This is a genomic window from Embleya scabrispora, from assembly GCF_002024165.1.
GTDB classification, from domain to species: Bacteria; Actinomycetota; Actinomycetes; order Streptomycetales; family Streptomycetaceae; genus Embleya; species Embleya scabrispora_A.
Genome location: NZ_MWQN01000001.1, coordinates 4,069,583 through 4,093,532, shown reverse-complemented (window position 1 = coordinate 4,093,532; position 23,950 = coordinate 4,069,583). Strand labels below are relative to the sequence as shown.

General features: G+C 70.5%; 19 protein-coding genes. 12 read left to right on the top strand and 7 right to left on the bottom strand.

Annotated elements, in window-relative coordinates:
• Positions 1-220: 220 nt before the first annotated feature.
• Positions 221-2,086 (bottom strand): translational GTPase TypA, encoded by a 1,866-nt coding sequence (typA, locus tag B4N89_RS18125; RefSeq protein ID WP_078976865.1) that lies wholly within the window; start codon positions 2,084-2,086, stop codon positions 221-223.
• A gap of 200 nt (positions 2,087-2,286) precedes the next feature.
• On the opposite strand from typA, the gene B4N89_RS18120 reads away from it, so the two are divergent.
• The 6 genes from B4N89_RS18120 (at position 2,287) to B4N89_RS18095 (ending at position 8,617) form a co-directional block, all read left to right on the top strand.
• Positions 2,287-3,093, top strand: coding sequence for a hypothetical protein (locus B4N89_RS18120; RefSeq protein WP_143658005.1), 807 nt, complete (start codon positions 2,287-2,289; stop codon positions 3,091-3,093).
• Between the two features lie 258 nt (positions 3,094-3,351).
• A complete protein-coding gene (locus B4N89_RS18115; RefSeq protein ID WP_143658004.1) occupies positions 3,352-3,741 on the top strand; it encodes a hypothetical protein in 390 nt (129 codons plus the stop codon).
• A gap of 4 nt (positions 3,742-3,745) precedes the next feature.
• Positions 3,746-4,567, top strand: coding sequence for a hypothetical protein (locus B4N89_RS18110; RefSeq protein WP_078976863.1), 822 nt, complete (start codon positions 3,746-3,748; stop codon positions 4,565-4,567).
• Between the two features lie 66 nt (positions 4,568-4,633).
• A complete protein-coding gene (locus tag B4N89_RS18105) occupies positions 4,634-6,562 on the top strand; it encodes a fumarate reductase/succinate dehydrogenase flavoprotein subunit (protein ID WP_078979439.1) in 1,929 nt (642 codons plus the stop codon).
• Complete coding sequence (locus B4N89_RS18100) at positions 6,562-7,320, top strand: succinate dehydrogenase/fumarate reductase iron-sulfur subunit (RefSeq protein ID WP_078976862.1); 759 nt, start codon at positions 6,562-6,564, stop codon at positions 7,318-7,320. Before B4N89_RS18105 ends, B4N89_RS18100 begins: the two co-directional genes overlap by 1 nt.
• An 82-nt stretch (positions 7,321-7,402) precedes the next feature.
• Positions 7,403-8,617 (top strand): acyltransferase family protein, encoded by a 1,215-nt coding sequence (locus tag B4N89_RS18095; RefSeq protein ID WP_235618680.1) that lies wholly within the window; start codon positions 7,403-7,405, stop codon positions 8,615-8,617.
• 68 nt (positions 8,618-8,685) lie between these two features.
• On the opposite strand, the gene B4N89_RS18090 is transcribed toward B4N89_RS18095, so the two are convergent.
• Positions 8,686-11,139, bottom strand: a complete 2,454-nt coding sequence (locus B4N89_RS18090; RefSeq protein ID WP_078976861.1) for a SpoIIE family protein phosphatase — start codon at positions 11,137-11,139, stop codon at positions 8,686-8,688.
• Between the two features lie 92 nt (positions 11,140-11,231).
• Entirely contained in the window at positions 11,232-11,678 is a 447-nt protein-coding gene (locus tag B4N89_RS18085) for a (deoxy)nucleoside triphosphate pyrophosphohydrolase (protein WP_078976860.1), read from the bottom strand.
• Between the two features lie 134 nt (positions 11,679-11,812).
• On the opposite strand from B4N89_RS18085, the gene B4N89_RS18080 reads away from it, so the two are divergent.
• Positions 11,813-12,853 (top strand): alpha/beta hydrolase family esterase, encoded by a 1,041-nt coding sequence (locus B4N89_RS18080; RefSeq protein WP_161500749.1) that lies wholly within the window; start codon positions 11,813-11,815, stop codon positions 12,851-12,853.
• A gap of 30 nt (positions 12,854-12,883) precedes the next feature.
• Here B4N89_RS18080 and B4N89_RS18075 read toward each other — a convergent pair whose 3' ends face one another.
• Complete coding sequence (locus B4N89_RS18075) at positions 12,884-13,975, bottom strand: acyltransferase family protein (RefSeq protein ID WP_078976858.1); 1,092 nt, start codon at positions 13,973-13,975, stop codon at positions 12,884-12,886.
• A 138-nt stretch (positions 13,976-14,113) separates the two neighbouring features.
• Between B4N89_RS18075 and B4N89_RS18070 the strand changes: the two genes are divergently transcribed.
• Positions 14,114-15,067, top strand: coding sequence for a 4-hydroxy-3-methylbut-2-enyl diphosphate reductase (locus tag B4N89_RS18070; protein ID WP_078976857.1), 954 nt, complete (start codon positions 14,114-14,116; stop codon positions 15,065-15,067).
• Positions 15,068-15,167: 100 nt separating this feature from the next.
• Here the strand turns inward: B4N89_RS18070 and B4N89_RS52645 are convergent, their stop codons facing one another.
• Complete coding sequence (locus B4N89_RS52645; RefSeq protein ID WP_143658003.1) at positions 15,168-15,731, bottom strand: DUF6542 domain-containing protein; 564 nt, start codon at positions 15,729-15,731, stop codon at positions 15,168-15,170.
• A gap of 338 nt (positions 15,732-16,069) precedes the next feature.
• On the bottom strand, positions 16,070-16,612 hold the full coding sequence (locus tag B4N89_RS18060) for a hypothetical protein (protein WP_078976855.1): 543 nt from the start codon (positions 16,610-16,612) through the stop codon (positions 16,070-16,072).
• A gap of 135 nt (positions 16,613-16,747) precedes the next feature.
• Between B4N89_RS18060 and ychF the strand changes: the two genes are divergently transcribed.
• On the top strand, positions 16,748-17,821 hold the full coding sequence (gene ychF / locus B4N89_RS18055) for a redox-regulated ATPase YchF (protein WP_078976854.1): 1,074 nt from the start codon (positions 16,748-16,750) through the stop codon (positions 17,819-17,821).
• A gap of 305 nt (positions 17,822-18,126) precedes the next feature.
• Here the strand turns inward: ychF and B4N89_RS18050 are convergent, their stop codons facing one another.
• Positions 18,127-19,269, bottom strand: a complete 1,143-nt coding sequence (locus tag B4N89_RS18050; protein ID WP_078976853.1) for an acyltransferase family protein — start codon at positions 19,267-19,269, stop codon at positions 18,127-18,129.
• Between the two features lie 119 nt (positions 19,270-19,388).
• Between B4N89_RS18050 and xseA the strand changes: the two genes are divergently transcribed.
• The 3 genes from xseA (at position 19,389) to B4N89_RS18035 (ending at position 23,802) form a co-directional block, all read left to right on the top strand.
• Positions 19,389-20,618 carry an exodeoxyribonuclease VII large subunit gene (gene xseA, locus B4N89_RS18045; RefSeq protein ID WP_078976852.1) on the top strand — a complete coding sequence of 410 codons (1,230 nt, stop codon included), beginning with the start codon at positions 19,389-19,391 and terminating at the stop codon, positions 20,616-20,618.
• Between the two features lie 188 nt (positions 20,619-20,806).
• On the top strand, positions 20,807-23,509 hold the full coding sequence (locus B4N89_RS18040) for an immune inhibitor A domain-containing protein (RefSeq protein ID WP_078976851.1): 2,703 nt from the start codon (positions 20,807-20,809) through the stop codon (positions 23,507-23,509).
• A 29-nt stretch (positions 23,510-23,538) separates the two neighbouring features.
• On the top strand, positions 23,539-23,802 hold the full coding sequence (locus B4N89_RS18035; RefSeq protein WP_078976850.1) for an exodeoxyribonuclease VII small subunit: 264 nt from the start codon (positions 23,539-23,541) through the stop codon (positions 23,800-23,802).
• The last annotated feature ends 148 nt before the right edge of the window (positions 23,803-23,950 follow it).

Genomic DNA, 23,950 nt, shown 5'->3' with positions numbered 1-23,950 from the left:
AGACTAAACCCGAGAGCGAAAGATATTCGTCATTTAGGTTTGTTAGAAGTTTCGGATCCGATCGTTTTTTGCTCGAAAATGTTACTCGCATTGGAAACATAACGAATATAACCGGGCAAAGATATCGAGTTGGTCTCAGCATGCGAAAAGCCGGTGACCTGCGGGTTCGACCGCAGGTCACCGGCTCGTTTCGGGTCGCCGAACGGCGCCCTTCGCGTGATCAGCGCTTGGCACGCGAGGCCGAGCGGCCCCGCTCCTTCTGATCGAGGACGACCTTGCGGATGCGCACGGTCTCCGGGGTCACCTCGATGCACTCGTCCTCGCGGCAGAACTCGAGGGCCTGCTCGAGCGACAGCTTGCGCGGCGGGATCAGCTTCTCGGTCTCGTCGGAGGTCGACGAGCGCATGTTCGTGAGCTTCTTCTCCTTGGTGATGTTGACGTCCATGTCGTCGGCGCGCGAGTTCTCGCCGACGATCATGCCCTCGTACACCTCGGTGGTCGGCTCGACGAACATCTGGCCGCGTTCCTGCAGGTTCATCATCGCGAACGGCGTCGCGACACCGGCGCGGTCGGCCACCAGGGAGCCGTTGTTGCGGGTCCGGATCTCGCCGAACCAGGGCTCGTAGCCCTCGTGCACGCTGTGCGCGATGCCGGTGCCGCGGGTGTCCGTGAGGAACTCGGTACGGAACCCGATCAGGCCGCGGGCGGGCACCACGAACTCCATCCGGATCCAGCCGGTGCCGTGGTTGGTCATCGTCTCCATGCGGCCCTTGCGGGACGCCAGGAGCTGGGTGATCGCGCCGAGGTACTCCTCGGGCGAGTCGATGGTCAGCCGCTCGACCGGCTCGTGGATCTTGCCGTTGACCTCGCGCGTGACCACCTGCGGCTTGCCGACGGTGAGCTCGAAGCCCTCCCGGCGCATGGTCTCCACCAGGATCGCCAGTGCCAGCTCGCCGCGGCCCTGGACCTCCCACGTGTCGGGGCGCTCGGTGGGCAGCACGCGCAGCGACACGTTGCCGACCAGCTCGCGCTCCAGGCGGTCCTTCACCAGGCGGGCGGTGACCTTGTGGCCCTTGCCCCCCTTGCCCACCAGCGGCGAGGTGTTGGTGCCGATGGTCATCGAGATCGCGGGCTCGTCCACCGTGATCAGCGGCAGCGGACGCGGGTCCTCGGGGTCGGCGATGGTGTCGCCGATCATGATGTCCGGGATGCCGGCGATGGCGATGATGTCGCCGGGGCCGGCCTCCTCGGCGGGCTTGCGCTCGAGCTGGTCGGTCATCAGCAGCTCGGTGATCTTCACCCGCTCGATGGTGCCGTCGTGTCGGCACCACGCGGCCTGCTGACCCTTGCGGATGGTGCCCTGGTGCACGCGGCACAGCGCGATGCGGCCGAGGAAGTTGGACGCGTCCAGGTTGGTCACGTGTGCCTGGAGCGGCGCGCCCTCCTCGTACTCCGGGGCGGGGATGGAGTCGAGGATGGCCTGGAAGAACGGCTCCAGGCTGTCGCTGTCGGTCGGCACGGTGCCGTCGGCGGGGCGGACGAGCGTGGCCACACCGTCGCGCGCGCACGCGTAGACGATGGGGAACTCGATCTGCTCCTCGGTGGCGTCCAGGTCCATGAACAGCTCGTAGGTCTCGTCGACGACCTCGGAGATGCGCGAGTCGGGACGGTCGACCTTGTTGATGCACAGGATGACCGGCATCTTCGCCGCGAGCGCCTTGCGGAGCACGAAGCGGGTCTGCGGGAGCGGTCCCTCCGACGCGTCGACGAGCAGCACGACACCGTCCACCATCGACAGGCCGCGCTCCACCTCTCCGCCGAAGTCGGCGTGGCCGGGCGTGTCGATGATGTTGATGGTGACCGTGGGGCCACCGTCCTTGGGGTGATAGGCGACGGCGGTGTTCTTCGCGAGAATGGTGATGCCCTTCTCGCGCTCCAGGTCGTTGGAGTCCATCACCCGGTCGTCCATCTGGTGGTGGGCACTGAACGTGCCCGCCTGCTTCAGCATGGCGTCGACGAGGGTGGTCTTGCCGTGGTCGACGTGGGCGACGATGGCGACGTTGCGGATGTCATGGCGCGTGGGCACGGCTGCGTGTCTCTCGGCTTCGGTCGGGGATGCTACGGACGGCCGGCGACCGCGGGCCTCCTCGGTCGTGCGATGGGCATCGCGCGAACCGGCCTGCCTCCTCGGCGCCAAGGTCAATCGTACGGGGAGCGACGCGCGCCGCTCGGTGCCGGCGCCCGCCGGAAGCCGTTCGGGGGGCGTACAGGGCACAATCCGTAGGTGTGAGCGAGTCTGGCGAGTCCTTCAACGAACGCATCCGCAAGCGGTGGTCCCGGCGGGCCGCGGAACGGCGGGACGGAACCTTTGGGCCCGTTCCGGCCGATATGGGGGCGGACGAAACGCCCGCCCCGTCGGATCAGGGCACCCCCGAGGGTCGGGCGCGGGTGCTGTACGAGCGGGCCACCGAGGCCTATCGCGACGGAGATGTCGCCCTGGTCGAACAATTGGCGGATCTGATCCCCGACGGGCCGGAAAGTGAGCCCTATCGCACTTTCGCGCGTGTCCAGTCCCTGGAGGCGCACGCCGACGACGCAGCGGCGGCCGCGGTCGCCCGGGCCTATCTGGACCGGATCGGTCCCAGCCATCCGGCCTGGAACACCGCCCGCGCGCTGTTCGGCGAGGTCATGGTGCAGGCGCTGATCATGGGCACGGTGCCGCTGGCGGACAACCTGGCCGCCGCCGAGGAGGCGCTGCGCAAGCCGGATGATTCGTACCGGCACCCCTCGGGCGCGACCATCCGCTTCGAGGCCGAGGACGACGAACCGCTGCTGATGGTGTTGCACGGAAACGCCGCGAAAGCGGTACGGGCCGCCAAACGCCTGGTGGACACCGAAAAGCGGGCATCCCGCGCCGGGCATGCCGACGCATTGTGCACATTCGCACTGTGTGTATGCGCCGAGGGCGACATCGTGTCCGCCCGTGAGGCGCTGGCCGAGGCGGAGCGAATTCTTCCCGGCCGGCCCCGGATCGCCGCGACCCGCGCCCGGGTGGAATCCAGCCCAGCCGCCACGATGCGCCTCGACGGCTGAGTCCGCCCGGTCACCGAACCCGGCGATCGGCGGACACCGACAAGATCGTTAAACCTCGATCGGCCCGCCCGATCGAAGACCTTTATCGCCCATCCCCCCTGATCACCGGAATTCGATCTTGTTTCCCGAAGATCGAATTCCGGTGATCTTTCCGTTCCCGATCATGTTTTCCCGATCTGTGACCGACGAGATCCGCGAAACACTTTCCATGGATTGATCGTTCGCGCCAGACTGCCGACGTTCCCACCTCGGGAATCCATGGCAAGTCCGCAACACCATCCCCATCCCCCGGCCCCCGACGACGTGGTGCCGGAAAAGCAGGAGGTGAGCGCGATCTTGACGACTCGGGCGCACGAGGACCTGGCCCTTGCCCGGCGCAGGCTCGACGAACTGGCACGCGCGGTGCGCGCTCTGCGCCGCACTCTCGGCGATACGTACGGCGTCCGTCGGCTCTGCGACGACGTGGAGCGGGCTCGGAGCAGTCTCGGTTTCGTGGGCGAGACGATCACCGAGGCCGAACCCGCGGCCGTGCCCGTCCCGACGCCTACCGAAACGATGTCCGACCTGCCGTACGACCCGGTCATCTTCGCGGACGCGGACGACGAAGGCGTGGGCGGCATGCGACCGCAGCGCCGGACAGGAAGGTGACGTCTTGGCTACAGGGACGACGGGGCCGGCGGGCAACACCGGCACCAACGCGCCGGGCCGCGCGCACATACCGGCGCGACATCTGCGCACGGACCGCTGGTGGCTCTCGCCCGCGACGACCGTGACCATCCTGTCCGCGTTCATCGTCTATTCGACCTGGCGGGCGTTCGCGAACGACGACTACTTCGCCGAGCCGTACGTGTCGCCGTTCTACTCGCCCTGTCTGGCGTCCAAGTGCGACAGCATGCCGATGAGCGCCAACGCGCCGCTGTTCGGCGACTGGTGGGGACTGTCCCCGGCGCTGCTGATCCTGATCTTCCCGCTCGGCTTCCGATTGACCTGCTACTACTACCGCAAGGCGTACTACCGGGGGTTCTGGGCGTCGCCGTCGGCGTGCGCGGTCCCCGAGCCGCGCGGCTCGTACTCGGGCGAGACCCGGTTCCCGCTGATCCTGCAGAACATCCACCGCTACTTCTTCTGGTTCGCGGCGGTGGTGGCGGTGATCCTCACCTGGGACGTGCTGATCGCGTTCCGCGACGAGCACGGCGCCTGGGGGCACATGGGGCTCGGCACCCTGGTGCTGCTCGCGAACGTGCTGCTGATCTGGGCGTACACGCTGTCCTGCCACTCGTGTCGGCACATCGTCGGCGGCAAGCTCAAGCACTTCTCCAAGCACCCCGTGCGGTATCGCCTCTGGGGCTTCGTCAGCCGGCTCAACGGCCGGCACATGGAACTGGCCTGGGCCTCGCTGTTCGGTGTCGCGCTCGCCGACCTGTACGTGTACCTGGTCGCGAGCGGGGCCTTCGACGATCCCCGCTTCTTCTGAGCGATCCCCCCGCACGGTTCCTCGCCCCCGGCACCAACGTCCCAGCCCAGTACAGGAGTGGCACTCGTGTCCGAAGTGGAACGTCATTCGTACGACGTGGTCGTGATCGGCGCGGGCGGCGCCGGATTGCGGGCCGCCATCGAGGCCCGCGCGCGCGGCCTGCGCACCGCCGTGGTCTGCAAGTCGCTGTTCGGCAAGGCCCACACGGTGATGGCCGAGGGCGGCATCGCCGCCTCCATGGGCAACGTGAACTCGCAGGACGGCTGGAAGGTGCACTTCCGCGACACCATGCGCGGCGGCAAGTTCCTCAACAACTGGCGGATGGCCGAGTTGCACGCCAAGGAAGCCCCGGACCGCGTCTGGGAGTTGGAGTCCTGGGGCGCGCTGTTCGACCGCACCGCCGACGGCCGGATCAGCCAGCGCAACTTCGGCGGCCACGAGTATCCGCGCCTCGCGCACGTCGGCGACCGCACCGGACTGGAGCTGATCCGCACCCTCCAGCAGCGCATCGTCGCGCTCCAGCAGGAGGACGAACGCGAGTTCGGCGACCCCGAGGCGCGGCTGAGGGTCTTCCAGGAGTGCACCATCACCCGGCTGCTGACCGTGCCGGACGCCGGATCCGAGGCGGGCAACCGGATCGCCGGCGCGTTCGGCTATTGGCGCGAGTCGGGCCGATTCACCGTCTTCGACGCGCCGGCGGTGGTGCTGGCCACCGGCGGGATCGGCAAGGGCTTCAAGGTCACCTCGAACTCGTGGGAGTACACGGGCGACGGGCAGGCGCTCGCGCTGCTCGCGGGCGCGCCGCTGATCAACATGGAGTTCGTCCAGTTCCACCCGACGGGGATGGTCTGGCCGCCGTCGGTGAAGGGGATCCTGGTCACCGAGTCGGTGCGCGGCGACGGCGGGGTGCTGCTCAACTCCGAGGGCGAACGTTTCATGTTCGACTACATCCCGGACGTGTTCAAGGAGAAGTACGCCAGGACCAAGGAGGAGGGCGACCGCTGGTACACCGACCAGGAGAACAACAGGCGCCCACCCGAACTGCTGCCCCGGGACGAGGTGGCACGGGCGATCAACTCCGAGGTCAAGGCCGGTCGGGGCTCGCCGCACGGCGGGGTGTTCCTGACCGTGGTCGACCGGATGGCCGGCGGCACCGAGGAGATCCGCCGCAAACTGCCTTCGATGTACCACCAGTTCAAGGAACTGGCCGACGTGGACATCACCGCCGAGGCGATGGAGGTGGGTCCGACCTGCCACTACGTGATGGGCGGGATCGCGGTGGATCCGGACACCGCGGCCACCCCGGGCGTGCTCGGCCTGTACGCGGCCGGCGAGGTCGCCGGCGGCATGCACGGCAGCAATCGGCTCGGCGGCAACTCGCTGTCCGATCTGCTGGTCTTCGGCCGCCGGGCGGGCGAACACGCCGCGCGCTACGCCGAGGAGATCGGCGAGGCACGGCGCGAGGCCGCCCAGGAGCAGCTGGACGCGGCCGAGGCGGAGGCACTGGCACCGTTCGCCGTGGAGAGCGCGGAGAACCCGTACACGGTCCACCAGGAGCTCCAGCAGACCATGAACGACCTGGTCGGCATCATCCGCCGGGAGGGCGAGATGGCCGAGGCGCTGACCCGCCTGGACGAGCTCAAGGCACGCGCGGCCAAGGCGGGCGTGGAGGGCCACCGGCAGTACAACCCGGGCTGGCACCTGGCCCTGGACCTGCGCAACATGCTCCTGGTGTGCGAGTGCGTGGCGCGCTCGGCCCTGGAGCGGCGGGAGAGCCGCGGCGGGCACACCCGCGACGACTATCCGGCGATGTCCGCCGAGTGGCGTCGGGTGGTGCTGGCGTGCTCGATCGTCGACCCCGACGCACAGACCCTGTCCGTGCGGCTGACCAGGAGCGAGGCCGTGCCGATGCGCGCCGACCTGCTGGAGCTGTTCGAGCGGGACGAGTTGACGAAGTACCTGACCGACGCGGAGCTTCCCGGGAAGGACGGCTGATGACCCACAAGGCGGACTTCCGCATCTGGCGCGGCGACACCGACGGCGGCGAACTGCGCGACTTCAAGGTCGAGGTGAACGAGGGCGAGGTGGTCCTCGACATCATCCACCGGCTCCAGGCCACCCAGGCCCCGGACCTGGCGGTGCGGTGGAACTGCAAGGCGGGCAAGTGCGGTTCGTGCAGCGCGGAGATCAACGGCCGGCCGCGGTTGTTGTGCATGACCCGGATGAGCACGTTCGCGCCGGACGAGGTGGTCACGGTCACCCCGATGCGCACCTTCCCGGTGATCCGCGACCTGGTCACCGACGTGTCGTTCAACTACGCGAAGGCCCGGCAGGTGCCCTCGTTCACGCCGCCGGCGGGGCTGGAGCCGGGCGAGTACCGCATGCAGCAGGTCGACGTGGAGCGCTCGCAGGAGTTCCGCAAGTGCATCGAGTGTTTCCTGTGCCAGAACACCTGCCACGTCATCCGCGACTTCGAGGACAACAAGGCGGCGTTCTCCGGCCCGCGCTTCCTGATGCGGATCGCCGAGTTGGACATGCACCCCCTGGACGTGGCGGACCGGCAAAAGGCCGCGCAGGAGGAGCACGGGCTCGGCCTGTGCAACATCACCAAGTGCTGCACGGACGTGTGTCCGGAGCACATCCACATCACCGACAACGCGCTGATCCCGATGAAGGAGCGGGTCGCCGACCGCAAGTACGACCCGCTGGTATGGCTGGGCAACAAGATCCGCCGACGGGGGTCCGGGGACTGAGGAAGGGGGCGGGGCGAGCGCCGATCGCGCGCGAAGGCGGCCGTTCGCACAACGGATCGACGCCTGCGCGCGTTTCGAGAGGGTGAAGATAGCCATCTCGCTTCGACGCCGACCGGATTCCGCGAGGCCGGGGCCGGCCGCCGGGGCCACCGCCCCCGGCCCGGTCGGCCCGCCGGCCGCCCCGCCCGCGCCACCGACATCCCCGCGGCGCCTGGCCGCCCTGGACGGGCTGCGCTTCCTCGCCGCGCTCATGGTCGTGCTCTACCACTACGCCGGCTACGCGGGCGGCATCGGAACCGGCGCCTGGAACGGCAAGTCCACCGCGGTGCTCTTCCCGACCCTGTCCGGAATCGCCGCGTACGGCTGGCTCGGGGTCGAACTGTTCTTCCTGATCAGCGGGTTCGTGATCTGCATGAGCAGTTGGGGGCGCACCCTGGGCGACTTCTTCCGCTCGCGGGTGGTGCGGCTCTACCCGGCCTACTGGGCCGCGGTGTTGATGACGGCCGTCGTGTTGCGACTGTGGCCGACGGTGCGCGGTGCGCCCGGACCGGGCGACGTGCTGACCAACCTGACGATGCTGCACGAGGCGCTGGGCGTGCGGCATGTGGACGGCGTGTACTGGACGTTGTGGGCCGAACTGCGCTTCTACCTGCTCTTCGCCCTCGTGGTCGGGTTCGGCCGCGGTGTGACCTACCGGCGTACGGTCCTGTTCTGCGTGTCGTGGACGGTGGCCGCGGTGGTGGTCGCGTCGAGCGGGGACGAACTCCTGCGATCCGTCGTCCAGCCGAAGTTCGCCCCGTTCTTCATCGGCGGCGTCGCGCTGTACCTGGTCCGCCGGTTCGGCCCGGACCCGCTGCTGTGGGGCATCGTGGGCATGTCCTGGTTGCTGGCCTTGCATTCGACCGTCGTGGAGATCCCGCGCCAGGTGGACGCGAACCACCCGCACCTGTCCGCGACGATCTGCATGGGCTTGGTCACCGTCTTCTACGCGGTGATGATCGCCCTCGCTCTGGGTCTGCTGGACCGCGTCACCTGGTCCGGGCTGAGCGCTCTCGGTGCCCTCACCTATCCGCTCTACCTGCTCCACGAGAACATCGGCTGGACCCTCATCCACGCCCTCGACCGCCCGGGTCGCTCGGCCTTCGTGGTGCTGGGCGCGGTCGTCCTCGTGATGATCGTGGCCTCGTGGCTCCTGCACCACGGAATCGAACGCCCGTTGGCGAGGCGTTTGAACCGGGCCCTGGTTCGCGGCGTCGCCCGGATGCGCGAGTCGGCTCCCCGGCCGCGCCGGGCCTGAGCGCCGTGCCGCCCGCGTCGACGCGGGCGGCACTTGTAGGCAGCGGAACGCCCCGAAGCCCGCAACGGCTATTCCGGGAGCGGGAGTTCGAACCAGACCGTCTTGCCGTGGCCGGATTTTCGGCTGCCCCAGCGTTCGGCGAGCTGGTTGACCAGTTGCAGGCCCCGGCCGCCCTCGTCGGTGTCGTCGGCCTCGCGCATGCGGGGCAGGGTGGTGCCCGCGTCGGCGACCTCGCACAGCAGGGCCCGACCACGCAGCAGGCGCAGCCGGATCGGGCCCGCGCCGTAGCGCAGCGCGTTGGTGACGAGTTCGCTGACCAGCAGTTCGGTGATGTCGACCAGGGCGTCCAGGCCCCATTCGGTGAGCGTCTTGCGGCTCAGCTCGCGGGCTCGGGAGACCACGGCGGGTTCGGCCGGCAACCACCACGAGGCGACCGAGTCCTCGGCGAGGGCGTCCAGGCGGGCCACCAGGAGGGCCACGTCGTCGAATCCGGGCTCCTCGTGCACGTCCGCGACGATCCGGTCGGCGGTGCGCTCCAGGGGCCCCGGCGGGCCCGCCAAGGCGTCGCACAGCAGGCCGATGCCGACGTCGAGCGAGCGGTCCCGGGTCTCCACCAGGCCGTCGGTGTACAGCACCAGTGTGCTGCCGGACTCGACCGCGAAGTCGCCCTGTTCGAAGCCCAGTCCGCCCACCCCGAGCACCGTGCCCGGCGGGTTGTCGACCACCCGGGGCCGACCCGTCGGCGGCACCAGGATCGGCGGCATGTGCCCCGCGCTGGCGAACTCGCAGGTACGCGCGACGGGGTCGTAGACCACGTAGACACACGTCGCGTAGTGCAGTTCCCCGAGCCCCACCACGATGTCGTCCAGATGCCCCAGCACCTCGGCGGGCGGCAGTTCCAGCCCCGCGAGGGTGCGCACGGCGGTGCGCAACTGGCCCATCACGGCCGCCGCGTGCACCCCGTGGCCCATCACGTCGCCGACCACGAGCCCGATCCGGCCGCCGGACAGCGGGATCACGTCGTACCAGTCGCCGCCGACCTCGGTGACGGAGCTGCCCGGCAGGTAGCGGTGCGCGACCGCGATGCCCGGCAGGTCCGGGAGGTTTTGCGGAAGCAGGCTGCGCTGGAGCATCACCGCGGTCTCGCGCTGGTGGTGGTACAGCCGCGCGTTGTCCACCGACACCGCCGCGCGCGAGCCCAGTTCGGTGGCCAGGGTCAGGTCGTCGGGGTCGAAGGCGGGGCGGCCCTCGCCGCGCCCGAGCAAGAGCGTGCCGAGCACCACGCCCCGGGCGCTGAGCGGGACCACGATCATCGTATGCAGGCCGAGGGCCCGCGCCGCCTCGGCCCGGGTCGGGTCGTGGATCAGCTCGTCGTACATCTCGTCCTGCACGTTGCGCATCAGGTACGAGCCGCCCGTGCGCAGGCAGCGGCCGAACGTGGAGTCGGCCGCGTAGACCAACGTGCTGCCCTGGCGCAGCAGTTCGTCGGTGTACCGCCCCGGGCGCGCGCCGCGCGAGGCGACGCGTTGCAGGCGGGCCTTCTCGGCGTGCGCGCCGGGCGGGATCTCCTCGCCCTGCACGATCGCCTCCAGCAGGTCCACCGCGGCCAGGTCGGCGAATCCGGGCACCACCGACGCGGTCAGCTCCTCCGCGATGCGGGGGATGTCCAGGGTGGCGCCGAGCCGGGTGCCGGCCTCGTTCAGCAGCGCGAGCCGCTTGCGCGCGGCGTCGACCTTGACCATCGCGTAGTGCCGCTCGGTCACGTCGATCAGCGAGCAGCTGATGCCCAGGATCCGGCCGCCGGGCGCCTCCAGGCGGTTGTACGACATCGACCACACCGTGCGCGGGCTGCCGTCGACGGGGATCGGGCCGAAGATGCGCGAGTCGACCACGGGCTCGCCGGTCTCCAGGACGCGCTGCTGGATGGTGCGCACCCGCTCGGTGTCCATCCCGGGACGGACCTCTTCGAGCCGGCGCCCGATGTGCGCCTCGACCGGCATGCGGTTGATCGCGGCGAGCGCGTCGTTGACCGCGACGTAGCGCAGGTCGGCGTCGAAGATGCCCACCCCGATCGGCGACTGGTCGAACAGCGCCTCGCGGATCGCGAGGTCGGCCTCGACCTTGTGCACCACCACCGAGTCCATCGAGGTGATCAGCACGAACCGGTTGCCGTCCAGGTCCTCGGCGAAGGCCGCCCGCGACTCGACCGTGCACAGCGTGCCGTCGCCGCGCCGCATCGTGTACAGCCCGGCGAACACGTCGACGCCGGCCACCGCGTCGGTCGTGGCGGCCTGCTGCGCGGGGGTGAACGGCGGATGCACCAGGTCGACCGCGCGGGCGCCGAGGATGTCCTCGCGCCGGTAGCCGAACAGCTGCTCGGCGGCGGCGCTCCACATCACGATCCGGCCCTCGGCGTCGAGCACCCAGGTGGCCGACGGGACGAGATCGAACAGGGATCCGGGCGCCGTCGAGCGCCGGGCCGGGTCCCCCGGATTCCCGTCGACTTCTCGGCGCTGCTCCATGGACGGCGGATTCCTTTGTCGCTGCTACTCCGGACCGTTTTCCCGGTTGATCACCATCTCAAGCCCGACCCGCGGGCACGGCCACGTCGACCTTATCTACGCATCGGCAGCGATTCGTCACCTATGACCCGCTTTCCGGTAGCCGGCTCACCCATGACGGCCGCGACCAGGTCCACCGCCGGTCGATCCGCCGCCAGCCAGTCCAGGTCCGCCACGGCGGCCGGGGCGAGCCACCGCACTTCCGAGTGGTCCTGGAGCGGGCGCGGCTCCCCCGAGACCAGGTCGGCGAGCCACACGTGCAACACGTACCCTTTCCCGAGCGGCCACGCACCGGGCAACCGGCGCACCGGGCGCACGGTCACGCCCAGCTCCTCGCGGCATTCGCGCACCAGCGCGGCGGTCTCGTCCTCGCCCGGCTCGACCTTGCCGCCGGGGAACTCCCAACCGCCCGCCAACGCGGCGGGCGCGCTGCGGCAGGCGGCCAGCAGGCGTCCCCGGTGGAGGATCGCGGCGCCGACGACGATGCGGGTCCCGGTCATGGCGGACAACTCTACGTGCCGAGCGGACGCCGTAGCAGGCAACCTTTGTCGGTTCGCGAGCGTCTGTCTTCGGGGACATGCTTCCCGAACGGACCGGATCCGGACCCGGGTCGCCGAACGAGGTGGGGTGGGGTGTGGCGGGATTCCGGTACCCGGGCCTGCGGGGGGTGGGTCGCGCGCTCGCGGTGTTCGCCGCGGTCGCCGCCGTACTCGCCGTGTTCGCGCTGTCCCGACTGACCGCGCACGCGAGCGATCCCGCCGCGCGGGCCCGTTCCGCCGCGGTGGACGTCGGTTGTGACGGGCGCGACCGGCAGGGGTGGGTGAGCGTGCCCGTGTCCTTCTCCGGCGAGACCTTTCGGGTCCAGGCGTACCTGCCGCAGAGCTACGACGGCACCGATCCCCGGCCGCTGGTGCTCAACCTGCACGGCAGCAACAGCACCGGCCCGGCGCAGATGGCGATCACCGGGATGGGTGCGTCCGCCGAGCGCCACGGATTCGTCGTCGCGATCCCCGAGGGCGGGTTGAAGTATCCGGGCAGCGGGCCCGGGCGGGCCTGGAACATCCCCGGTGTGCCGCTGTACGGCGGGCATCCGGCCGCGGCGGGCGGTCGGGACGAGGTCGGGTTCGTGGGCGCCGCGCTGGACGCGCTGGACCGCGCGTTGTGCCTGGACGACCGGCGGGTGTACGCGACCGGGTTCTCCGGCGGTGCGCGGATGACGTCGCTGCTGGGATGCACGCTCAGCCGGCGGATAGCGGCGATCGCCCCCGTGGCGGGCCTGCGCGCGGACGGCACGGACGGGGCCCGGCCGGCGCCGTGTCGGCCGATCCGGCCCGTCCCGGTGCTGACCTTCCACGGGCTGGCCGACCAGGCGAACCCCTACGACGGCGGGCCAGCCTCGCGCTGGACGTATCCGGTGCCCGAGGCGGCGCGGCGCTGGGCCGGGATCGACGGCTGCCCGGGCAAACCGGTGCGCACGCGCGTGTCCCGGCACGTCGAGCGCACGACGTACGGCGACTGCGCCGGTGGCACGGCGGTGGTCCTGTACACCCAGTCCGACGCGGGGCACACCTGGCCGGGCGCGGCCGGGGTCGAGGTACGCGGCTTCGGGCGGATCAACCAGGAGATCTCGGCGAACGACCTGATGTGGGCCTTCTTCGCCAAGTACTCCCTGTGAGGCGGCGCGGCGGCGCCGGGCGGTCGGGGTTCAGGACTGCGGGCGCAGCCGGTCGAAGCCGCGCATGATCGCCCGATGCGCGGGGCGCTCCACCAGCACCGTGAGCAGCCAGCCGAGCCCGATCGCGAGCAGGCCCAGCGCCAGGAGTTGGCCCCACGCGCCGACGCCGTGGTCCTGGAGGCGGCGCATCACCACGTAACCGATCGACTGGTGCACCAGGTAGACCGCGTAGGTGATGCCGGCGGTCCACTCGAGCATTCGGCCGGCCCATCCGGGCAGGAAGCGGTTCCAGTCCGGGCCGAGCGCCGCCAGGCAGATGGCGGCGATGCCGACGGCCAGCCCGACGCTCCAGGACACGTGCCGGGTCTGGCACAGATGCGCGAGCGTACAGGCGCCCAGCAGCAGTACCGCGTGCGCGCCGCGCACCCGCCGCCGCGACCACAGGTGCACGACGATGCCCGCCACGAACAGGTGCACGCGGTACAACCCGAACCCGTCGTAGAGGGTGCGGAACGCCTCCGATTGCAGATGCAGCCGGATCGGCAGCAGGAACATCTCGATCAGCAGCACCGTCCACAACGCCCGGGCCGTCGCGTCGCCGTGCACCCGACGCCAACGCCACAGCGCGAAGATCGCGGTGAACCAGAGGAGCTGTAGCGGAATCGTCCAATAGGCCGCGTCCACATAGGTGTAGGTCTGCGGTTTCCAGTTCCACAACATGGCCAGGTTGGCCAGCACGTCGCGCAGGTCCGGCGCGTACCACCCGGGCGGCGCGCACAACCGCAGGAACAGCGAGGTGCCCAGGACGCCGACCAGGAAGGCGGGCACCATCCGCGCCATCCGGCCGACCCACCAGCGGACCACGTCCCCTCGGCGCAGCGAGTGCGCCGCGAAGTAGCCGGAGACGACCAGGAGCAGGCTCGCGCCGAGCTGGTACGGGAACACGATCGGGCGGGCGACCAGCTCGGGATGCCACTGGCGGGCCAGGTAGGTGCCGTGGAAGAGCAGGACCAGCGCCACGAACGCCACCCGCAGCAGATCCCAGCTGACCCGGCGCCGTTTCGCCGGTGCCCCATCGGCCGAGGTGTCGTTTCCGGGCCGTTCCGCTGAGCTGAAGGGCATCCGACGTCTTCCCGTGGACGGCGTGGGCGGGCACGGGTACGGCAGGTTCGAAGCCGGCCCCGACCAAAGGACCCTATTACGTGCGCTTTGGCGTGCGGACGCCGATGGATCACCGATCGGCGCCCGTACGATGGATCCATGTCGTCAACCAGCCGCGTCCTGCTCGCCGCCCCCCGGGGCTACTGCGCGGGCGTCGACCGAGCCGTCGAGACCGTCGAGAAGGCCCTCGATCTGTACGGTGCGCCGGTGTACGTGCGCAAGCAGATCGTGCACAACAAATACGTCGTCGAGACGCTGGAGAAGCGTGGGGCGATCTTCGTGGACGAGACGGCGGAGGTGCCCGAGGGCGCCACGGTCGTCTTCTCCGCGCACGGGGTGGCCCCCGTGGTGCACGAGGAGGCGGCGGCCCGCTCGCTGCGCACGATCGACGCCACGTGTCCGCTCGTGACCAAGGTGCACAAGGAGGCCGTGCGCTTCGCCGAGGAGGGCTACGACATCCTCCTGATCGGCCACGAGGGCCACGAGGAGGTGATCGGCACCTCCGGCGAGGCGCCCGACCACATCCACCTGGTGGACGGGCCCGAGGGCGTCGCGAACGTCGAGGTGCGCGACCCGTCGAAGGTGGCGTGGTTGTCCCAGACCACGCTGTCCGTGGACGAGACCGTGGCCACCGTCAAGGAGCTGCGCAAGCGGCTGCCGCTGCTGATCGACCCGCCCAGCGACGACATCTGCTACGCGACGCAGAACCGCCAGGTCGCGGTCAAGCAGATCGCCGCCGAATCGGACCTGGTGATCGTGGTCGGCTCGACCAACTCGTCCAACTCGGTGCGGCTGGTCGAGGTCGCGTTGGAGGCGGGTGCGCGCGCGTCGTACCTGGTCGACTACGCGGAGGAGCTGAAGGAGGAGTGGCTGGAGGGGGTCGGCACGGTCGGCGTCACCTCCGGGGCCTCGGTGCCCGAGGTGCTGGTCGACGGTGTGCTGGCCTGGCTCGCCGAGCGCGGCTTCGGCGACGTGCACATCCACCGCTCGGTCGAGGAGCGGCTGCAGTTCGCGTTGCCGCAGGAGTTGCGACGGGATCTGCGCAACGCCTGAGTGGTGGGCGCGTGGGCGCGACGTGTGGGGCCCGTCCGGGTGCGCTCGGGCGGGCCCTTTCGGGTTTCGGGCCGGGCGGAGGCGGGGTGCGGGTGGGCGCTCAGGCGCGGTCGGCCAGGCGGCGTTTGACCAGGACCACGACGGTGGCCAGGGCGGTACCGCCCCACAGCAGGCCGGCCTTGAAGGACAGCGCGGTGAGCAGGTCCAGGCCGACCCGGGTGAGGTAGCTCTCCTGGGTGTCGTCGCCGAGGAGGGTGCTGACCAGCACGACGGTCACGGCGAAGGCGATCGGCGGCGCGATGATGGCGGCGATCCAGTCCTGCGCGCGTACCTTCCAGGCCACGAAGACGGAGCTGATCAGGAACGCGAGGCCGAACACGACGCCGAGGCGGTCGGTCGCCAGGTGGTCGACGAGGCCGCCGAGCAGGGTGCCGCCGAGGCCGAACACGGCCGCGCCCGCGGCGGTGAGGCCGCCGGTGGAGGCCGGTCGGTACGGGCCGGAGGCACCGGGCGGGCGCCGGGACGGGGCGGGGCGGGACTGTGGACGGCCGGGCCGCTGCGGGTGGGCGCGTCGGGGCCGGGCCGCGCGCTCCGTCTGCCCGCGCTCGGCCGGCGGTGGGCCCGCGGCGGGTGGGGGCGGGCCGGTCGGCGGTCGACGACGCACCGGCTCACCTCGTCCCGGCGCCGGCACGGAAGACCGCTTCGGGGGATTCCGGGGCGGGACGGGACGCGCTCCCGCTCGGCTGCGCTGTTCCATCCCCACAAGGTATTGCCGCATCACGGTCAAAACCGTCCAAGAACACGAAAAACCTCACCCGTCCCTGTCGAACCGTGCACCCGGTCGCCGTTCCGTCCTGGATTGTCCGTCCTCGATCGTTGTGGATCATTCTGCTTGTGCCCCCGATCCGTGCGGGCTCACCAGGGAGGACGCTCGCGGGGCGGGATCGGTGGCGGAATCGGCCGACCGATTCGGCGGACGGGCGACATCGGGCGGGTGGAACGTCACCCCCGGGCGCCGCCCTCCACGAGGTCGACGGCACGGACCACCTCGTCGGTGCCCAGCACCCGGACCGCGATGCCGCGCGGTGCGGCGTACCAGCGCAGGTCCACCGCCAGATAGGGCAGCGTGTCCTTGTCCAGGAAGTTGATCGTGTGCTGCTTCCGGGAGCCGTCGCGCATCGTGCAGCGCACCACCGCGTAGCTCGGGGCGTCGCCGGTGCCGACCTTGAGCTTCGCCTCGACCGCGCCGATCTCCTCCCAGCGCAGACCGCGGGTGCGGAACAGGCCGTGGAAGACCAGGCCGTTGGGGCCGATCGACAACTTTCGGTACTGATAGAGCGCGTAGGCCAGGACCACGAACAGGGTCAGCCCGCCCCAGAGCACGGCGCCCCAGAGGGTGGACAGGCCCAGATCGGCCAGGTCGAGCAGGCCGAACCCGATCGGGACGCACGCGGTGACCAGCAGAACCCGCATGGGTTTGGCCTCCCACAGCACGCCGTCCGTGAGTTGCCTGCGATTGAGGTTGATGTGCGAGGTGCGGCTCATCGATGTCCCCGTCGTCGAGTGACCGGCGTACGAAACCAGGGATGCTACTGGCCGCGGGCCACCGCCTACACTTCCCGGAGGCGCTTGTATGTCCGCAGCGCGCCACATCGATCGCCGAGAAGCCAGGGAATCCAGTTGTCGCTCACCATCGGAATCGTCGGCCTGCCCAATGTCGGCAAGTCGACCCTTTTCAACGCCCTGACCAAGAACGACGTGCTCGCGGCGAACTACCCCTTCGCGACCATCGAGCCGAACGTGGGCGTGGTGGGCGTACCGGACCCGCGACTGGACAAGCTGGCGGAGATCTTCGGCTCGGCCCGCAAGATCCCGGCCACGGTCGACTTCGTGGACATCGCGGGCATCGTGCGCGGCGCGTCCGAGGGTGAGGGCCTGGGCAACAAGTTCCTCGCCAACATCCGCGAGTCGGACGCGATCTGCCAGGTGATCCGGGTCTTCACCGACCCCGACGTGGTGCACGTCGACGGCAAGATCTCGCCGGCCGACGACAAGGAGATCATCGAGACCGAGCTGATCCTGGCCGACCTGCAGACCATCGAGAAGGTGCTCCCGCGCCTGCAGAAGGACTCGCGGCTGCAGAAGGACAAGATCGCCGTCGCCGCCGCCGTGCAGCAGGCCAAGGAGGTCCTGGAGGCCGGCACCACCGTCTTCGCCGCGGGCCTGGACCCGGAGCCGCTGCGCGAGCTGCACCTGCTGACCGCCAAGCCGTTCCTGTACGTCTTCAACGTGGACGAGGAAGAGCTGGTCAACGAGACGCTCAAGGCCGAGCTGCGCGAGCTGGTCGCGCCGGCCGAGGCGATCTTCCTCGACGCCAAGATCGAGTCCGAGCTGATCGAGCTGGACGAGGCCGAGGCCCTGGAACTGCTGCAGAGCCTGGGCCAGGAGGAATCCGGCCTGTCGATCCTGGCCCGCGTCGGCTTCGACACTCTGGGCCTGCAGACCTACCTGACGGCCGGCCCCAAGGAGGCCCGCGCCTGGACGGTCGCCAAGGGCGCCACCGCCCCCGAGGCCGCCGGCGTCATCCACACCGACTTCCAACGCGGCTTCATCAAGGCCGAGGTGATCGGCTTCGCCGACCTGGTCGAAACCGGCAGCCGCACCGAAGCCCGCACCAAGGGCAAGGCCCGCATGGAGGGCAAGGACTACATCATGCAGGACGGCGACGTGGTGGAGTTCCGCTTCAACGTCTGACCGCCCTCCGCCGGGTGCGGACCCGAAGCCGAGGTCCGCACCCGGGTGGGCGCGTCACACGGCCGTCTGCCATAGGCCGGCGGCAGTTGAGTGGCCGGGGGCCGGGGTGGTGTTTTCGACCCTGCGGGATGCCGGGCAGGATGTGACGAGGGCGGCCAGGGCCTGCAACTGGTCAACCGGCCGAAGATCCGGCCACGGCGGGACGGTTCGGTTCGAACTCCCGGTCCCGGAATAGCCCGAGGACTCGACCCGCGCTCGCCCGTGTTCAGGTATCGCGGCCGCGACACGAGCGCCGTGGGGTCGGCTCAGCGGTCGGAGGTGCGGAGGCGGGTCAGGGATCCGGTCAGGGCTTTGTCGAGGGCCTTGGACATCGGGCGTTCGGCCAGGCGGTGGAGGAGCCAGGCGGATATGAGCATCGTGACCGTCACCGCGGCGAGGACGGGCCAGGCTGGGCGGCCGGGGCGGTAAAGGGCGTGGATCAGGGTCCAGCCGAGATTTTCGTGGAGCAGGTAGAGCGGGTAGGTCAGGGCGCCCAGGGTGGTCAGGCCGGACCAGGAGACACGGTCCAGCTTGCCGAGGGCGAGGGCGATCATCAGTGCGTAGAACACGGTGACCAGGGCCATACAGATCGTCGCGGACAGGTGTGGCGGGTTCGCGTCCACCCGGCGGGGCATCTCCTCGACCGCGGAGTTCTGGGCCAGCAGCCAGGACATGCCGACGATGCCCCACAACAGCGGGTCCGGGCCGAACCGGCGGACCAGGTACAGCGCGACGCCCCCGATGAAGAACGGGGCGTACCTCGGCTCGGTGACGCCCTGGAGCAGGTCGTCGTGCGCGCCGGCGGCGGAGACGATGGCCACCGTCCACACCACGCAGAACAGGACCGTACGCCGGTAGGTGACCCCGCGTCCGAACCCCACCACCAGGGCGAACAGCAGGTAGAAGCGCAGTTCGGCCCACAGGGTCCAGTACACGCCGTCCACGAGCGGGACGCCCAGCGGCTGTTGCAGCATGGTCAGATTGGTCAGCACGTCGCTCGGCCTGGGCGCGTGCCGCACCGTCGGCCACAGCCGCAACACCACGGCGCTGAGCAGTATCGCCACCCAGTAGGCCGGGTAGAGCCGGACCACACGGGAGCGGAAGAAGTCGCCCAGGGTGCGCCCCCAACTGCTCATGCAGATCACGAACCCGCTGATCAGGAAGAACAGTTCGACCCCGAGCCAGCCGTAGGCGGCGAACCGGGACAGGCCCGGCAGCAGCTCCGCCGCGGACCGGCCGTCCCAGGCCCGGGTCTCGTCGCCGCTCTCGAAGCCGGCGTAGTGGTACAGCATGACCATGACCGCGGCGAGAAAGCGAAGCCCGTCCAGAGCGGCCAGCCGGACCCTGGGCGGTTCGCCCACGTGCGCGACGGGTGGGGCCTCGATCGGTCGGAGTCTCACTGGTCTCATGACTGCATAAATGCTCAACACTCTCGTTTCGTTGGGTCGATCGGCGCGTGGCGTCGATCGGTATGCCGTCCCGGTCGGCGCATCGGAGTGCGTGGAGACGGGGCGGATAACCTCTGGGGATGGCTCTCACGACGTCCGCCGAAGCGCCCCTGCCCGTGGCCGAGATCTCTCGGTTGATCGGGGGGTGGATCGATCGGCTCGGGGCTGTGTGGGTGGAGGGGCAGATCACGCAGCTGAGTCGGCGGCCGGGGGCCGGGGTGGTGTTTTTGACCCTGCGGGACGCCGAGCAGGATGTGTCGATTTCGGTGACCTGCTATCGCAAGGTCTTCGACGCGGTCGGGGACATCGTGTCCGAGGGGTCGCGGGTGGTCGTGCACGCCAAGGCGGACTGGTATCGGGCGCGTGGGACGTTGTCGTTGCGGGCGGCGGAGATTCGGCCGGTGGGGATCGGGGAGTTGTTGGCCCGGCTGGAGCAGTTGAAGCGCTCGTTGACGGCGGAGGGGTTGTTCGATCCTCGGCACAAGCGGGCGTTGCCGTTTTTGCCGCATCGGGTGGGGTTGGTTTGCGGGCGGGCCTCGGCGGCCGAGCGGGATGTGTTGGAGAACGCTCGGCGGCGGTGGCCGGCGGTGCGGTTCGCGGTGCGGAACGTGGCGGTGCAGGGGGCCGGCGCGGTGTCGCAGGTGGTTGCGGCGGTTCGCGAGTTGGACGCGGATCCGGATGTGGATCTGATCGTGGTGGCTCGTGGGGGTGGCAGCGTCGAGGATCTGCTGCCGTTCTCGAGTGAGGAATTGGTGCGGGTGGTCTTCGCCTGTACGACGCCGGTGGTGAGTGCGATCGGGCATGAGCCGGACTCGCCGTTGTTGGATCTGGTGGCGGACTTCCGGGCCTCGACGCCTACGGATGCGGCGAAGCGGATCGTGCCGGATATTCGCGAGGAGTTGCACAAGGTGCACCAGGTGCGCGATCGGGGGCGGCTCGCGTTGCGGGCGCGGTTGGATCGGGAGTGTCAGGGGTTGCGGGCCGCGCGTTCGCGGCCGGTGTTGGCCGATCCGCAGCGGATGGTGGACCTGCGGGCGGAGGAGGTGGCCGGGCTGGTGGAGCGCTCTCGGCGTACGCTGCGGCACCTCCTGGAGCGGGCCGAGAGCGACCTCGCGCACACGCGGGCGCGGGTGGTCGCGTTGTCTCCGGCGGCGACTTTGGAGCGGGGGTACGCGGTGCTGCAGCGGGCGGACGGCCATGCGGTGCGGGATCCGGGCGAGGTGGCGGCGGGTGAGGCGCTGACCGCGCGGGTGGCGACGGGACGCTTCGACGTGGTGGTGGGGGACGGCACTGCGGCGGACGGTGGGTAACGGCGTGGGTCCTCAAGCGCCGGACGGGCTGAGATGGCGCCGGACGGGCCGCATCGGCTTGTCCCGGTGGGGTGGCTGCGGTGAGGGTTGCCGGCCGTCGGTCCTTGGGGCGCGGGGGTTTGGGCCGTTTGTGGGATGGGGTGGTGGATTCGGCCTGGTTCGTGGGTTGAGCGGCATATTTTGCGCATGTGTTGCGTCATCTGCTGGCCGCGTCCGCGTTGTTGTTCACCGGTGTTGTCACGGCCCCCGTGGCACTCGCCGACGATGACTCGCCCGCGCGGTGGAATCCGTCCGTTGCCGACTTCTATGTGAACTACGTCGCGCCGAGAGATCCGTTGCCGCCGGAAAGTCGGAAGTGGGCGGTCGCCGCGGAGCGGCGGGCGCGGGAGTACGACCGCAAGTTCGCCGCCGGCAACCCCGTCGCCGCGCGCCGGCTCGCGCGGGCCGAGGCGGTCGCCGCTCGGACCGGGGTCAGTCCTCGGGCCCAGGAGGGGGCACCGCACCGCGAGGCGCGGCTCCTGACCGTTCTCGTCGAGTTCGACGATCACGCCGACGACGACTTCTCCGGGTTCCGCCGGCCCATGAGCGTGGCCGATCCGACCTGTGTGACCGAGCCGCCCGGCACCGTCAAGAACGGTCCCCGGCACAATCTGCTGCCGGATCCGGCGGTCGGCGGCGCGGACAACAACACGCTGTGGGTCGCGGACTTCGGCAAGGACCACTACGACCGGATGCTCTACTCCGATCAGGGCATCACCGAGCGCGTCCGTCCCGACCTGACCGGCCCCGACGGCAGACCGGGCATCGACCTCACCGGCCTGACCATGCGCTCGATGTACCGGGAGATGTCGCACGGCTCCTACTCGATCGGCGGCGAGGCGACCGACTGGGTGACCGTCCCGCACTCCGAGGCCTGGTACGCCGCCGGCCACTGCGGCGCGATTCGCCAGGACAACGGCGGCAGCCCGCAGAACCCGCGCGGGGTACGGCAGTTCGTCACCGACGCGGTGGACGCACTGGCCGCCGCCCGGCCCGACTTCCCGTGGGCGGACTACGACAGGGAAGACCCGGGCGACGCCGACCACGACGGCAACACCCAGGAGCCGGACGGCGTGGTGGACCACCTGGTCCTGGTCCACGCCGGCAAGGACAAGTCCGCCGGCGGCGGCGCCGAGGGCACCTACGCCATCTGGGCACACGCCTCCACCGTGCTCTTCGGACACCAGGTCCCCGGCAGCAACATCAAGATCGCGAACTACATCGTCCAGCCCGAGGACTCCGGAGTGGGCGTCTTCGCCCACGAATTCGGCCACGACCTCGGACTCCCCGACCTGTACGACAACTTCAGCGGCGGGGACACCGACGTCGACTTCTGGGACCTGATGTCCTCCGGATCGCATGCCGGCCCGCTGTTCCAGACCATGCCCGCGCACATGGGCGCGTGGTCGAAGTACGTGCTGGGCTGGATCGATCCCCCGGTCGTCCCGGTCGGCGGCGCACCCTCCACCGTGCTGCTCGGCGCCGCCGCCGCCCCGTCGCCCGGCACCCGCGACGCGGTCCGGGTGAACCTGCCCGACGAACGTGTCCGGATCGGCACCCCGCACAGCGGCACGCACATGTGGTACTCGGAGCGGGACCAGGAATGGTCCGACGCGCGCCTGGTCCGCGACCTCACGATCCCCGCCGGCGGCCCCGCGACCTTCTCCATGTGGAACGACTACACCATCGAACAGGACTGGGACTTCGGCTTCGTCGAGGCCTCCGCCGACAACGGCGCCACCTGGACCCAGCTCGCGGTCAGGGACGATGCCGGCAACCCGGTGAGCACCCCGCCCGACTATCCCGACCCGAACCACAACCTCGCCGAGCTGCGCAAGGCCAACGGCCTGACCGGCACCACCGACGGCTGGCGGCACGACAACGTCGACCTGACCCCGTACGCGGGCCGCACGATCGCCGTGCGCCTGACCTACAACACCGACGCCGCCTTCATGGAGAAGGGCTGGTTCGCCGACGACTTCACGCTCACCGGCGGCGCCGACGGCGGCACGGTGTGGTCCGACGACGCGGAGCGGGGCGACAACGGCTGGACCGCGACCAGGGGCAGTACCACGGTCACCCGCGGGGCGGGCTGGGGGCAGACCTCCGGCGAGGTCGAGCGCGAGCAGTACTACCTCCTGGAGTGGCGCGCGCCCGTCGGCTTCGACCGCGGCCTGAGCCACGCCTACACCGCCGGGCACAGCGACGAACGGGGCGTACGGGTCCGCCGGTTGGGCTACAACGTGCCCGGCATGCTGGTCTGGCTGCGCGACGCCGAATACCAGAACAACGGTGTGAACTTCAATCTCGGCGCGCCGCCCAGCTACGGCGCCAAGGGCCAGACGCTGCTCGTGGACGCCCATCCCGACCCGCGCCGCTGGACGGGCGAGGCGGCCGAGCACTACCCGGCGAAGAGCAACCCGCGGAAGAACCTGGACAGCCGCGCCCAGTCCGCCGACGCCGCGTTCGGCTTCGCCCCCACCCCGGCGTTCGTCGCGTGCCACTCCAACGGCGCGTGGTGCCAGGACTTCGCCGCCCGCGAACCGGTCCGCGCGTTCTCCGACGCGCGCGGCTGGGCGCCGGGCGTGGAGTACGTCGACGGCGCGCCCGTGGACCGCTTCACCGACGGGTCGACCGTGGTGCCCGCGCGCGGGCCGTACAGCACCCGCGTGGTCCTTCCGGACGGCTCGCCCGACCCCGGGCACTACGGCGTGCCGTACAAGGGCTCCGTGCTCGGCAGCGGCGATCCCGGCGCCACCCTCGCCTACGGCGCCTCGGCCGCACTGGTGAGCCCGGCCGGGCGCGACCCGAACCGCGGCGCCGCCGTGCGGGTCACCCCGGCCCGCCCGTGACCCCCACACCCACGAACTAGGCTGACGCCATGAGCGAGCAGCAGACCGCATCCGTACCGGAGGACGAGGCACCGGCCTACGAGCAGGCCCGTGACGAGCTGATCGAGGTCGTGCGCCGCCTGGAGACCGGCGGCATCACCCTGGAGGAGTCGCTGGCCCTGTGGGAGCGCGGCGAGCGGCTCGCCGTGGTCTGCGAGCAGTGGCTCGACGGCGCCCGGGCCCGCCTGGACGCGGCGGTCCGCGCCGGCGCGGCCGACGGTGGACCGGACGCGTCGGCCGAGCGGGACGGCTGACCCGCCGACCGACCCGACACGAGGCACGAACGGCACGGCAAAAGGGGCGCCCCCACTCGGGAGCGCCCCTTTCGTCCTACGAATCCCACGGATCCACCGGATCCAACGGATCCACCGGACCTACCGGCTCCACCGCCACGCGACCGTC

Excerpts from the sequence above, each read along its gene's own strand:
- xseA (WP_078976852.1), top strand. The coding sequence starts at position 19,389 with ATGGCTCTCACGACGTCCGCCGAAGCGCCCCTGCCCGTGGCCGAGATC.
- B4N89_RS18070 (WP_078976857.1), top strand. The coding sequence starts at position 14,114 with ATGTCGTCAACCAGCCGCGTCCTGCTCGCCGCCCCCCGGGGCTACTGC.
- B4N89_RS18060 (WP_078976855.1), bottom strand. The coding sequence starts at position 16,612 with ATGAGCCGCACCTCGCACATCAACCTCAATCGCAGGCAACTCACGGAC.
- B4N89_RS18050 (WP_078976853.1), bottom strand. The coding sequence starts at position 19,269 with ATGAGACCAGTGAGACTCCGACCGATCGAGGCCCCACCCGTCGCGCAC.
- B4N89_RS18085 (WP_078976860.1), bottom strand. The coding sequence starts at position 11,678 with ATGACCGGGACCCGCATCGTCGTCGGCGCCGCGATCCTCCACCGGGGA.
- B4N89_RS18035 (WP_078976850.1), top strand. The coding sequence starts at position 23,539 with ATGAGCGAGCAGCAGACCGCATCCGTACCGGAGGACGAGGCACCGGCC.
- B4N89_RS18075 (WP_078976858.1), bottom strand. The coding sequence starts at position 13,975 with ATGCCCTTCAGCTCAGCGGAACGGCCCGGAAACGACACCTCGGCCGAT.
- B4N89_RS18090 (WP_078976861.1), bottom strand. The coding sequence starts at position 11,139 with ATGGAGCAGCGCCGAGAAGTCGACGGGAATCCGGGGGACCCGGCCCGG.
- B4N89_RS18115 (WP_143658004.1), top strand. The coding sequence starts at position 3,352 with ATGGCAAGTCCGCAACACCATCCCCATCCCCCGGCCCCCGACGACGTG.
- B4N89_RS18100 (WP_078976862.1), top strand. The coding sequence starts at position 6,562 with ATGACCCACAAGGCGGACTTCCGCATCTGGCGCGGCGACACCGACGGC.